The sequence below is a fragment of the Microbacterium sp. 11MF genome (genome assembly GCF_000383475.1).
GTDB lineage: Bacteria > Actinomycetota > Actinomycetes > Actinomycetales > Microbacteriaceae > Microbacterium > Microbacterium aquilitoris.
This window is the reverse complement of record NZ_KB911460.1, coordinates 76,748-89,298: the sequence shown is the minus strand read 5'-3', so window position 1 is coordinate 89,298 and position 12,551 is coordinate 76,748. Positions and strand designations below refer to the sequence as shown.

Sequence of the window (12,551 nt, the reverse complement as noted above, 5' to 3'; positions counted from 1 at the left end):
GGGTCAGTCGAGCAGGTCGTGGCGCACGATGACCGCGTCGCGCGCGGCGCCGACGCCGATCACCGAGATGCGCGTGCCGCTCATCTTCTCGAGCGCGAGCACGTAGTCCTGCGCGGTCTGCGGCAGGTCCTCGAAGGTGCGGGCCGTCGAGATGTCCTCGTCCCAGCCGGGGAAGTTCTCGAGGATCGGCGTCGCGTGGTGGAAGTCGGTCTGGTTGACCGGCACCTCGTCGAACCGCTCGCCGTCGACGTCGTAGGCGACGCAGACGGGGATCTCCTTCAGCCCGGTGAGGATGTCGAGCTTGGTGAGCACGAGGTCGGTGATGCCGTTGATCCGCGTCGCGTACCGCGTGATCGGGGCGTCGTACCAGCCGACGCGGCGCGGACGGCCGGTCGTCGTGCCGAACTCGAAGCCGCGTGAGCGCAGGAAGTCGCCGTTCTCGTCGAAGAGCTCGGTCGGGAAGGGACCGGAGCCGACACGGGTCGTGTACGCCTTCACGATGCCGACGATGCGGTCGAGGCGGTTCGGACCGACACCCGAGCCGGTCGAGGCGCCGCCGGCCGTGGCGGACGACGACGTGACGAACGGGTACGTGCCGTGATCGATGTCGAGCATCGTGGCCTGGCCGCCCTCGAAGACGACGACGTCACCGGCATCCAGCGCCTTGCTGAGCATCAGCCCGGTGTCGGCGACCATCGGGCGCAGGCGCTCGGCGTACGAGAGCAGATCCTCGACGACCTCGTCGACCGTGATGGCGCGACGGTTGAAGACCTTCACCAGCAGGTGGTTCTTCTGATCGAGCGCGCCTTCGACCTTCTGGCGCAGGATGTTCTCGTCGAAGAGGTCCTGCACGCGGATGCCGGTGCGGTTGATCTTGTCGGCGTAGGTCGGGCCGATGCCGCGACCGGTCGTGCCGATCATCTTCTTGCCGAGGAATCGCTCGGTCACCTTGTCGAGGGTGCGGTGGTACTGCGTGATGATGTGCGCACTCGCGCTGACCTTGAGCCGCGAGACGTCGAGGCCGCGGGCCTGCAGGGCGCCGAGCTCGGCGAAGAGCACCTCGAGGTCGATGACGACGCCGTTGCCGATGACGGCGTTGACGCCGGGCGACAGGATGCCGCTGGGCAGCAGGTGCAGGGCGTACTTCTCGTCGCCGATCACCACGGTGTGGCCGGCGTTGTTGCCGCCGTTGAACTTGACGACCCAGTCGGTGCGCTCACCCAGGAGGTCGGTGGCTTTGCCCTTGCCCTCGTCTCCCCATTGAACTCCGACGATCACGATGCCTGGCATGGGCTCTCCCCCGTTTATCGGACGGTTACACCCCATCCTATCGGGCCGGGTGTCGGGAGCCGACGGAGGGTGGCGGATACTCTGTCTGTCAGAGTATGGTCGCCCCATGACGCAGGAGATGCGGGAACCGACGTTCCTCATGCTGACGGCTCTGGCCGACGGCCCCAAGCACGGCTACGCGCTGATCGAAGAGGTCGACCGCGTCTCCCGCGGCCACGTCCGCCTGAAGGTCGCGACCCTCTACGCGGCCCTCGACCGCCTCGAGAAGGAGGGCACGATCCGCATCGCCCGAGAGGAGCGGGTGCAGGGGCGCGTCCGCCGGTACGTGGAACTCACCCCCGACGGGGTCGATCTGCTCGCCGAGGAGGTCGCCCGACGCGAGGTGACCGTGGCCGAAGCCCGACGCCGCCTCGCGCTGCGCCCGGCGTTCGGAGGCGCCCTGTGACCACGATCGATGACACCCCCTGGCGCCGCGCGCTCCGCGCGTACCCCTCCTCGTGGCGCGAACGGCACGGCGAGGCCATGCTCGGCACGCTGCTCGACGAAGCCGAGGCGCAGGGACGAGACGAACCCTCCCGCGGCGAGCGCATCGCGCTGATGCGGAGCGGCCTCGCCGTTCGCATCCTGGGGTGGATACCGCACCCCGCCCGCGAAGCCCTCGCCACGGCATCCGCGGCCACCGGGTTCGCCCTCGCCGTGATGTTCGCCGTGTTCAGCGGGTTCGGCGAACGCGTGGATTGGCGCCTCCCCGCCGAGGGACAGAACCTCGACCTGCAGGCGAGCCCGGGACTCGTGCCCGCCGGGCTGTGGGTGATCGCGTTCGTCCTGATCCTGGGCGGCGCCGCGCGGGCGGCGCGCATCGCCCTCGCGGCCACGGCCGTGGCCGGCGTCGGGGCGTTCGTCTACGCCCAGCTCGACCCGCTCGCCGGTCCCCGCGCGATCACGACGGTGACGATGACGGTCTTCGCCCTCCTCGCCCTCCTCGCCCCGGTGCGCGCCCGTCTCGCGGCGGCTGCGACGGCGGCGGTGACGACCGGCATCCTCGTCTTCTTCCCCCTCTTCTTCGAGGTCCCGCCCGGCAGCCCGTCGGACGCGATCTGGCTGCGGGTCCTGACGGAGGAGTTCACCGGCTTCCTGGCAGGTGCCGTCTGGGTGCTCGCGCTCCTGGCGGCGATCGTGCGTGCTCGCGCCGTCGCCCGCTGCATCGGCGCCGCCGCGACGGTGTGGACGATCGTGTGGCTGATCCGGCTGACGATGTGGGACGTCGTCACCGGGATGCTGGGCCTCGCCGCTGTCCTCGCCGTCGTCGCGATCGGGGCCGGGATCTTCCGCGCGGGAGCCCGATGGGGACGCGGAACGCACCCGCGGGAAGGCGCCGCCTGAGGCGGCGCGGCGCGCGCTAGGGTTCGGTCATGCGTACCCGAACGTGGCCGACGGTGTGGTCGGCACTGAGGCTCGTCGCGGCGGCCACCATCACGGTCGCCGTCGTGGCCCAATTCATCACGACCGTCCGCACCGCGATCTCGCAGGACCGCGACGTCGCGACGACGATCGCCAACTTCTTCAGCTTCTTCACGATCCTGTCGAACATCGTCGGGGCCCTCGCCCTGTTGGCCGCTGTCGTCTGGTTCTGGATGCGGCCGCACCACGAGCAGCGCGAGCCGGCGGGGGTCGCGCTCGGACTCGCCGCCGCGACGAGCTACCTGTTCATCACGGGCGTCGTCTACAACCTGCTGCTGCGCGGCTATCCCACGTCGGATGATCACGTCGCCTGGGCGAACGAGATCGTGCACGTCGTCGCGCCGCTGTTCCTGCTGCTCGACCTGTTCCTCGCCCCCACCCGTCGGGCCCTTCCATGGCGCGCGGTGATCGTGATCCTCGCCGTCCCGATCGCCTGGATCGGGTACACGCTCGTGCGCGGACCCCTTGTGGTCGACCCGACCGACGGGGTGGCGTTCTGGTACCCCTATCCCTTCCTCGACCCGAACGGGATCAACGGGTGGGGCGGGGTCGGCGCGTACGTCGTCGGGATCGCGACCGCGTTCGTCGTCGTCGGTTCGCTCGTCGTCTGGGTCGGGCGCCTGCGCACCCGCGCGGCTCGTGTCCCCGCCCCGGTCTGAGCCGACGCTCAGCGGCGGGACGACTCCCGCACGATCAGGTGGGTCGGGAGCGGAGTGTCCTCGGTGAGGCCGTCGGGCTCTTCGACGGCGAGGAGCACCTTCTGCATCATCAGCTCGCCGAGGGCGCGGAAATCCTGCCGCACCGTCGTCAGCGGCGGCGAGAGGTAGGCCGCCTCGGGCACGTCGTCGAAGCCCACGACGGCGACGTCCTCCGGCACCTGCAGCCCTCGCGCGCGAAGGGCGGAGAGCAGGCCGATCGCCATGTGGTCGTTGCCCGCGAAGACCGCATCCCCTCGGGCGACGTCGAGGGTCCGGCCGATCTCGGCACCGCTGGCCGCCGTCCAGTCGCCGTGCGGCGGCTCCGCGACCGTGAGCTGACGCGCCGCAAGCTCGTCGCGCCAGCCTCGGATGCGTTCGATCGCGTCGGGATTGCGGGGCGGGCCCGCGATGTGGAGGATGCGACGGTGCCCCAGCTCCGCGAGGTGCCGGACGGCCGCCCGCGCCCCCCGGTACTGGTCGATGGACACGAGCTGCGGGTGACGCCGCTGGGTCGCCGCCGCGGCGACCATCGGCACACCGAGGTCGAGCCCGCGCACGACCTCGAGGACGCCCAGGTCCGTCACGACCAGGACGATCGCGTCGACGCGCTGGCGGAGCAGTCCCTCGACGACCGAGCGGATGCTGGCGGCATCCGTGTCGGGCGCGGTCACCGAGTCGACGGAGTACCGCTCCACGCGGGCGGCGACGTTGAAGTGCATGGCGATGGACGTCGGCCCGAAGTCCGCCGTGCCGGGGGTGACGAGGCCGATCGTCCGCGTGCGCTTGGTGACGAGCGCGCGGGCGGCCGGCGACGGGCTGTAGCGCAGTTGCGCCATCGCCTGCTCGACCCGGGCCCGCGTCGCGGGCCGCACGTTCGGCAGGTCGTTGAGGACCCGCGACACCGTCTGGTGCGAGACCCCCGCCAGGCGCGCGACGTCGAAGATGTTCGCGGACTTCGCGCCGCGCTCGTCGCTCACGACTCGTCCTCGGGGCGGGCGACGAGCGCGAGCAGCGAGTCCACGGTCAACGAGTCGGCCGGGATCGTGTCGACGAGGCGGCCCGCGCGCATGACGGCGATGCGGTTCGAGACGCGCAGCACCTCTTCGAGCTCGGCCGAGATGAACAGCACCGACAGTCCGTTGTCGGCGAGGTCGGCGACGAGCCGCTGGATCTCGACCTTCGCTCCGACGTCGATGCCGCGGGTCGGCTCGTCGAGCACCAGGACGCGCGGTGACAGGGCGAGCAGCCGAGCGAGCAGCACCTTCTGCTGGTTGCCGCCCGACAGCGTGCCGGCCGGCCGGTCGGGGTCGGCGGGGCGGATGTCGAGAGCCTCGATCCAGCTCATCGCGAGCTCCCGGCGGCGCGCGTTGCCGAGCCGGTGCAGGATGCCGCGATCGGCCTGCAGCGCGAGGGTGATGTTGTCCTGCACGCTGAGCTCGCCGATGATCCCCTCGGTCCGGCGGTTCTCGGACGAGTAGACGATGCCCTGACCGATCGCCCGGCGCGGGGTCGGCAGGTGGGCGGGAGCACCACGGACCTCGAGGACACCGGCATCCGGTCGGTCCACGCCCGTGAGGGCACGCGCCAGTTCGCTGCGGCCCGACCCGAGCAGCCCCGCGAGCCCGACGACCTCGCCCTCGCCGATCGACACGGTCGCGTCGGTGAGCCCGGTACCCGAGGCGAGTCCCCGTCCGGCGAGCGCGACGGGGACGGATGCCGCGGCATCCTCCCTCTGGTGGACGTCCATCTCGTCGGCACCGCGGCCCAGCATCTTCTCGACGAGGTCGATGCGCAGGAGCTCGGCGGGGACGTACTCGCCGATGAGGCGCCCGCCGCGGAGGACCGTGATGCGGTCGCAGATCTCGTAGACCTGGTCGAGGAAGTGCGAGACGAACAGCACCGCGACCCCGCGCGCGGTCAGCTCGCGGATGACGCGGAAGAGCTCGGCGACCTCATCGAGGTCGAGGCTCGAGGTCGGTTCGTCGAGCACGACGACACGCGCGTCGACCGAGATCGCGCGGGCGATCGCGACGAGCTGCTGCACGGCGAGCGAATGACCTGACAGGCGCGTCCGCGGGTCGATGTCGAGTCCGAGGCCCTCGAGGATCGCCCCCGCTCGGCGATGGGTCTCACGCCAGTCGATCGCTCCGAAGCGTCGACTCTCGCGCCCCAGCAGCACGTTCTCGCCGACCGACAGGTTCGGGAGCAGATCGATCTCCTGGTAGACCGCGCTGATCCCGGCCGCGAGGGCATCGGCGGGCGAGGCGAAGTGCACCGGCTCTCCGCCGACGCGGATCGTCCCGGCATCCGGGCGGAGCGCCCCCGTGATCGCCTTGATGAGCGTCGACTTGCCCGCCCCGTTCTCGCCCATGAGCGAGTGGACCTCGCCCGGCAGCAGCCGGAAGTCGACGGCGTCGAGCACCGTCTCGGCGCCGAAGCGAACGGTCGCGCCGGTCACTTCCACGACCGGCGCGACCGCTGCTTCGCGCGCATCCATACGGACCATCATGCCCGCGGTGAGCCTCCCCCGAGGTTCACGCCTGACATCACCGTGACGTTCGCGCCGTCCGCGCGACCAGCAGGCGCTGCACGACCACGAAGACGAGCAGCAGCGCGCCGATCGTGATGCGCGTCCAGGACTGGTCGACGCCGAGGAACGAGATCGCCGTCTTGATGGTGCCGTAGACGAACACGCCGATCATCGAGCCGAGCACGAACCCGCTGCCGCCCGTGAGCAGCGTGCCGCCGATCACCACCGCGGCGATGGTGTCGAGCTCGGTCCCGATGCCGTTCAGCGGGTAGGACGCCCCGGTGTACGCCGTGAAGACGACACCCGCGAGCCCCGCGCACACCCCGCTGATGACGTATGCCAGCAGCTTCGTCCGCACGACCGGGAGGCCCATGAGGCGCGCCGACTGCTCGTTGCCGCCGATCGCGTAGATCGTGCGCCCGAACCTCGTGAACTGCAGGATCAGGATGCCGACGACCACCACGACGAGCGCGAGGATGCCCGTCGGGGTGAGGTAGAAGCTGCCGGGGCCGCCCTGCATGCGGGTCGACTGGAGCCACAGGATCGCGGGCTCCTCGACGCGGATCGACGAGAGGCTCACCATGAACGCGAGCCCCCGCGCCGCGAACATCGCCGCGAGCGAGGCGATGAACGGCTGCACCCCGAAGTACTGCACGAGCACCCCGACGAACAGTCCCATCAGCGCACCGAGGACGAGCATGACCGGGATGACGATCGCGACCGGTGTGCCCTGGCTCAGCATGCTCGCCCCCAGCATCCCGGTGAACGCCATGACCGCGCCGACCGACAGGTCGATGCCGCCGGTGAGGATGACGAAGGTCATGCCGACCGCGAGGATCAGCAGGTACGCGTTGTCGAGCAGGAGCGCCGACAGCACACGCGGCGTGACGAAGTTGCCGAAGTAGGCCTGCGCCCCGATGAGCATCGCGACGAGGATGACGACGGCGGCGAACACGGGCACCCACGAGGCGTGCCGGCTGCGGAAGCGCTGGATCGTGTCGGCGAACCCGCCGGTGCGACCGAGGTCTGCGGTGACGGCGCTCACGAGGCCACCTCCACGGTGCGACGGCCGCCGCCTCGGACGGCATCGACCCCCTTCGCGACCAGCGACCGCGTTCGCGGGGACTGGACGAGCACGACGATGACGACGACGATCGCGAGGAACAGCGGGCTGACCGCCGGCGGGACGCCGAGGAAGGTGATCGTCGACTTCAGCGTCTGGATCGTGAAGACGCCGACGACGGTGCCCGCGATCGTGAACTTGCCGCCCATGAGGCTCGTCCCGCCGAGGACGACGGCGAGGATCGCGTCGAGCTCGATGTAGAGGCCGGCCGCGTTGGCGTCGGCCGCCATGATGTTCGACGAATAGAGGATGCCGGCGAATCCGGCGAGCAGGCCGCTCGCCGCGTAGGCGCCCCAGATGATGCCGCGCGACCGCACGCCCGCGAGTCGGCTGGCCTCGGGGTTGATGCCGACGGCCTCGGTGAGGACGCCGAGCGCGGTGCGACGCTGCAGCACTGCGACGATGACGATCGCGACGACCGAGACGTAGAAGGCGAACGGCAGGCCCACCAGGTAGCCCTGCGCCATGAAGCGGTACGGCGCGCTCGTGATGGTCGTGATGAAGCCGCCCGTGATGAGGAGGGCGACACCGCGACCGGCGAGCATGAGCACGAGGGTCGCGATGATCGGCTGGACGCCGACGACCGCGACGAGGAAGCCGTTCCACGCCCCCAGCAACAGCGCCACGAAGACGGCGAGCGCGATCGCGATGAGCACGGTCGACAGGTCCCCCGGCGACGAGGAGTTCGAGATGACGGTCAGGGCCACCGCCCCCGAGACCGCCATGATGGCGCCCACCGAGAGGTCGATGCCGCGCGTCGCGATCACGAGCGTCATGCCGAGCGCGACGAGCATGAGCGGTGCGCTGTTGCGCAGGATGTCGAGCAGCGGGCCGTACAGCTGACCGTTCTGCACCGTGATCGAGATGAAGGACGGCCGCGCGATCGTGTTGACGATGACGAGCACGAGCAGTGCCGCGATCGGCCAGACGAGGCGGTGCGCCAGGAAGCGCTTGAGGGTCGGGGTCATGCCGCTGTCTCCGGGTTGAGGCGAGACGACGTCGTCTCGCCGGACTCTTGCGCGATGAGGGCGACCAGATCGTCGACCGTCACGTCGGTGGCGTCCAGTTCGCCGATCTTAGAACGGTCGCGCAGCACCACGATGCGCTGGGCGATGCGGACCACCTCCTCGAGCTCCGAGGAGATGAAGACGACCGACAGCCCCTCCGCCGAGAGCTCGGCGACCTTGCGCTGGATGTCGGCCTTCGCGCCGACGTCGATGCCGCGCGTCGGCTCGTCGAGGATGATCAGCTGCGGCGCGGTGGCGAGCCACCGGGCGAGCAGCACCTTCTGCTGGTTGCCGCCCGAGAGGTTGCGCACGAGCGCGTTCGGGTCGGCGGGGCGGACGCCGAGCGCCGAGATGTACTCGGCGACGATGGCGTCCCGCTCGGTGCGGCCGATGGGACGCATGGCGCCCCGCTTGGCCTGGATGCCGAGCACGATGTTCTCGGCCACGGTGAGGTCGGCGATGATCCCCTCGGCGCGACGGTCCTCGCTCGAGAAGGCGATGCGCTTGTCGATCGCGTTCCGCGGGTTCGTGATGCGCGCGGCATCCCCCCGCACTTCGTGCGTACCGGCGTCGGCGCGGTCGGCGCCGTAGACGAGGCGGACGAGTTCGCTGCGGCCGGAGCCCAGCAGACCCGCGATGCCGACGACCTCGCCCTCGTACACCTCCATGTCGACGGGTTCGATGACGTTCTTGCGGCCGAGGCCCGCCACCCGCAGGACCGGTGTCGCGGTGCGGTCGATCTCGCGCTCGGACGCGCGCGAGAGAGCCTCGAGTTCGTCGAGCTGGCGGCCGATCATCTTGGCGATGAGTTCGCCGCGCGGCAGCTCGGCCGGCAGGTACTCCCCCACCAGCTGCCCGTTGCGGAGGACCGTGAGGCGGTCGGAGATCTCGTAGACCTGGTCGAGGAAGTGCGTGACGAAGAGGATGGCGACGCCGCGGTCACGGAGACCCCGGACGACGGTGAAGAGCTGCTCGACCTCGCTGCGGTCGAGGCTCGAGGTCGGCTCGTCGAGGACGAGCACGCGGGCGTCGGCGACCGTCGCGCGGCTGATGGCGACGAGCTGCTGCACCGCGATGGAGTGCGACGACAGGGCCGAGCGCGGGTCGATGTCGAGCCCGAGGGCCGCGAGGTAGCGCGTCGCCTCGCGGTGGGTCGCGCGCCAGTCGATGAAGCCGGCCCGCCGCACCTCGCGGCCCAGCATGACGTTCTCACCGACCGACAGGTTCGTGCAGAGGTTGACCTCCTGGTAGACCGTGGAGATCCCGGATGCCTCTGCGTCGGCGGTCGAGCGGAAGACGCGCTGCTCGCCGGCGACCTCGATCGTCCCGCCGTTGATGGCGTAGACGCCCGTGAGCGCTTTGATGAGCGTCGATTTGCCGGCGCCGTTCTCGCCCATGAGGGTGTGGACCTCGCCGGCGCGGAGCGTCAGATCGACCCGGTCCAGCGCGAGGACCCCGGGGAACCGGATGGTGACGTCCCGCATCCGCACGACCTCGTCGTGCTGCGGGGCGGTGGCCGGCGAGGCCGGCGTGGCTGCGACATCGACCATGAGGCGCGCCTTTCCGTGATGACCGCCGGGGACCGGAATCCGGTCCCCGGCGGTGGTTCGGTGATCGTTGAGGATCGTGAGGGTGGCGATCGATCAGTAGGGGCGGGAGTCGAGGACCTCGGCGGCCTGCTCCTGCGTGAACGACTGGTCTTCGACGATCGTGCGCTTCTCGACCGACTTGCCGTCGACGACGGACTTGACGAGGTCGGCGGCCTTCTCTCCCAGGAGGGGGTTGCACTCGACGATGAAGTTGAACTCGCCGTTCGCCAGGGCGGTCATGCCGTCCTTCACCGCGTCGATGGTGACGATCTGGATGTCCTTGCCGGGGGTCAGACCTGCCGCCTTGATGGCGTCGAGAGCACCCAGGCCCATGTCGTCGTTGTGCGCGAAGAGGACGTTGATGTCCTTGCCGTACTTCTGGAGGTAGCCCTCCATGACCTTCTTGCCGCCGTCACGGGTGAAGTCACCCGTCTGCGAGTCGAGCACCTTCACGTCCGTGCCCTTGATGGCCTCGTCGAAGCCGGTGGCACGGTCGAGCGCGGCGGACGAACCCGTCGTGCCCTCGAGGACGACCAGGTTCGCGCCCTTGCCGTCGAAGTTCTCCTTGACCCACTCGCCCGCGGTGCGACCCTCCTGCTCGAAGTCGAGACCGACCCACGAGGCGTAGAGGTCGTCACTCGCCGAGACCGTGCGGTCTTCGAGGATCACCGGGATGCCGGCATCCTTCGCTTCCTTCAGGACGTCGTCCCAGCCGTCGACCGTGATGGGCGCGATGACGATGGCGTCGACGCCCTGGTTGATGAAGTTGCGGACGGCGGAGATCTGCGCCTCCTGCTTGTTGTCCGCCGCGTTGAACGTCAGCTTGAACCCGTTCTCCTCCGAGAACGCCTTCTTCATCGACTCGGTGTTGGCTGCGCGCCATCCGGACTCGGAACCGGTCTGTGCGAACCCGACCGTGATCAGGTCGCCGCCACCCCCGTTGCCCCCTGCGCCGGGTGCGCCGTTGCCCGCGCATCCGGTGACGACGAGTGCCAGTGCCCCCAGCATGGCCGCTGCTGCGAAAGCAGTCTTCTTCATCCCAAAACCTCCTTGTTCGGGTCCGGCTGACCGCCGGTGTTCCGGGCCGCCGTGGCCTCCGGTTGCTCGAATGTTAGCCTTCACATTTCTCGCGGCGCTAGATTGTGAGCGATAACATTTGCGTAACGCGGGTGCCGCCACCGAAGGACATCCACGTCCCCCTCCGTCGCCCGCCTCCATGGATGTGAGCACTCACATCCGCCATCGAGCGAACGGCGGAGATCCCGGCCGCCGCGCCGGGCCCCGGCATCCGCCCCACGGCGCGTCGGGCGGATCTCCGCCACACGGTCCCCCGCGTAACCGCGCCGATCGCGGCACGGCCCCCTCGATAGGATGGGGACCATGTCGAAGGTCCTTCAGTCCCTGCCCGTCGGCGAGCGCGTCGGCATCGCCTTCTCGGGGGGTCTCGACACCTCGGTCGCCGTCGCCTGGATGCGCGACAAGGGCGCCGTCCCCTTCACCTACACCGGCGACCTCGGTCAGTACGACGAGGACGACATCGCGTCGATCCCCGGCCGCGCCCTGCAGTACGGCGCCGAGGGCTCCCGCCTCATCGACTGCAAGCCGATGATGGTCGAGGAGGGCCTCGTCGCCCTCTCGTGCGGCGCCTTCCACATCCGCTCGGGCGGACGCACCTACTTCAACACCACCCCCATCGGCCGTGCCGTCACCGGCACGATGCTCGTCCGGGCCATGAAGGAGGACGGCGTCGACATCTGGGGCGACGGCTCCACCTACAAGGGCAACGACATCGAGCGGTTCTACCGCTACGGGCTGCTCGCCAACCCCGCCCTGCGCATCTACAAGCCGTGGCTGGATGCCGACTTCGTCACCGAGCTGGGCGGCCGCACCGAGATGAGCGAGTGGCTCGTCGCACACGGCTTCCCGTACCGCGACTCGGTCGAGAAGGCGTACTCCACCGATGCGAACATCTGGGGCGCGACCCACGAGGCCAAGACCCTCGAGCACCTCGACGTGTCGCTCGAGATCGTCGAACCCATCATGGGCGTGCGCTTCTGGGACCCGGCCGTCGAGATCGAGACCGAGGACGTCTCGGTCACCTTCGAAGCCGGTCGCCCCGTCGCGATCAACGGTGTCGAGTACTCGGATGCCGTGGCCCTGGTCATGGCCGCGAACGAGATCGGCGGTCGCCACGGCCTCGGCATGAGCGACCAGATCGAGAACCGCATCATCGAGGCGAAGTCCCGCGGCATCTACGAGGCGCCGGGCATGGCGCTGCTGTTCATCGCGTACGAGCGCCTGGTCAACGGCATCCTCAACGAGGACACCCTCGCGACCTACCACGAGCAGGGTCGGCGCCTGGGGCGCCTCATGTACGAGGGCCGCTGGCTCGAGCCGCAGTCGTTCATGCTGCGCGAGTCGATCCAGCGCTGGGTCGGCTCCGCCATCAGCGGCACGGTGACGCTGCGCCTGCGCCGCGGCGAGGACTACACGATCCTGAACACCGAGAGCCGCAACCTCTCGTACTCCCCCGAGAAGCTCTCGATGGAGCGCGTCGGCGACGCCGCCTTCGGTCCGACCGACCGCATCGGGCAGCTCACGATGCGCAACCTCGACATCGCCGACTCCCGCGCGCGCCTCGAGCACTTCGTGTCGCTCGGCATGATCGGCGGCGCGACCGCCGAGCTCGTCGGCGAGCTGGAGCAGGGCGGCGCTGCGGCCATCACGGGGAACACCGGTGAGGTCGACGAGCTGGCGGGTGCCATCGACGAGTCGGGCGACTCGGCATCCTTCGACTTCGGCGCCGACTGAGAGGTCGCTGAATTAAGTTGCACACGACTGTGCAACTTCGTA

Annotated in this window: 11 protein-coding genes; 4 read left to right on the top strand and 7 right to left on the bottom strand. The window is 69.8% G+C overall.

Translation table 11 applies throughout. The annotated features are described in order from the left end of the window. Positions 1–3: 3 nt before the first annotated feature. The gene (locus H286_RS0107410) at positions 4–1,290 is read right to left on the bottom strand and encodes an adenylosuccinate synthase (RefSeq protein ID WP_018187857.1); all 1,287 of its coding nucleotides are present in this window, start codon (positions 1,288–1,290) and stop codon (positions 4–6) included. Between the two features lie 106 nt (positions 1,291–1,396). Between H286_RS0107410 and H286_RS0107405 the strand changes: the two genes are divergently transcribed. The 3 genes from H286_RS0107405 to H286_RS0107395 are packed head-to-tail and all read left to right on the top strand — an operon-like array spanning position 1,397 to position 3,410. Then, the gene (locus H286_RS0107405) at positions 1,397–1,735 is read left to right on the top strand and encodes a PadR family transcriptional regulator (protein ID WP_018187856.1); all 339 of its coding nucleotides are present in this window, start codon (positions 1,397–1,399) and stop codon (positions 1,733–1,735) included. After that, positions 1,732–2,673 (top strand): hypothetical protein, encoded by a 942-nt coding sequence (locus H286_RS0107400; RefSeq protein WP_020097632.1) that lies wholly within the window; start codon positions 1,732–1,734, stop codon positions 2,671–2,673. The genes H286_RS0107405 and H286_RS0107400 overlap by 4 nt, the downstream gene beginning before the upstream one ends. A 29-nt stretch (positions 2,674–2,702) precedes the next feature. Then, entirely contained in the window at positions 2,703–3,410 is a 708-nt protein-coding gene (locus H286_RS0107395; RefSeq protein ID WP_036324234.1) for a Pr6Pr family membrane protein, read from the top strand. An 8-nt stretch (positions 3,411–3,418) separates the two neighbouring features. On the opposite strand, the gene H286_RS0107390 is transcribed toward H286_RS0107395, so the two are convergent. The 6 genes from H286_RS0107390 to H286_RS0107365 form a co-directional block, all read right to left on the bottom strand. Beyond that, positions 3,419–4,426, bottom strand: a complete 1,008-nt coding sequence (locus tag H286_RS0107390; protein WP_020097630.1) for a LacI family DNA-binding transcriptional regulator — start codon at positions 4,424–4,426, stop codon at positions 3,419–3,421. Further along, positions 4,423–5,946 carry a sugar ABC transporter ATP-binding protein gene (locus tag H286_RS0107385; protein WP_020097629.1) on the bottom strand — a complete coding sequence of 508 codons (1,524 nt, stop codon included), beginning with the start codon at positions 5,944–5,946 and terminating at the stop codon, positions 4,423–4,425. The genes H286_RS0107390 and H286_RS0107385 overlap by 4 nt, the downstream gene beginning before the upstream one ends. 49 nt (positions 5,947–5,995) lie before the next feature. Next, complete coding sequence (locus H286_RS0107380; protein ID WP_020097628.1) at positions 5,996–7,024, bottom strand: ABC transporter permease subunit; 1,029 nt, start codon at positions 7,022–7,024, stop codon at positions 5,996–5,998. Next, a complete protein-coding gene (locus H286_RS0107375; protein ID WP_020097627.1) occupies positions 7,021–8,070 on the bottom strand; it encodes an ABC transporter permease in 1,050 nt (349 codons plus the stop codon). Before H286_RS0107375 ends, H286_RS0107380 begins: the two co-directional genes overlap by 4 nt. After that, positions 8,067–9,659 (bottom strand): sugar ABC transporter ATP-binding protein, encoded by a 1,593-nt coding sequence (locus H286_RS0107370; RefSeq protein WP_020097626.1) that lies wholly within the window; start codon positions 9,657–9,659, stop codon positions 8,067–8,069. The genes H286_RS0107375 and H286_RS0107370 overlap by 4 nt, the downstream gene beginning before the upstream one ends. A gap of 93 nt (positions 9,660–9,752) precedes the next feature. Next, positions 9,753–10,736: an ABC transporter substrate-binding protein gene (locus H286_RS0107365; protein ID WP_018187848.1), complete on the bottom strand. Its 984-nt coding sequence runs from the start codon at positions 10,734–10,736 to the stop codon at positions 9,753–9,755. Positions 10,737–11,078: 342 nt separating this feature from the next. Between H286_RS0107365 and argG the strand changes: the two genes are divergently transcribed. Continuing rightward, a complete protein-coding gene (gene argG, locus H286_RS0107360) occupies positions 11,079–12,509 on the top strand; it encodes an argininosuccinate synthase (protein WP_018187847.1) in 1,431 nt (476 codons plus the stop codon). The last annotated feature ends 42 nt before the right edge of the window (positions 12,510–12,551 follow it).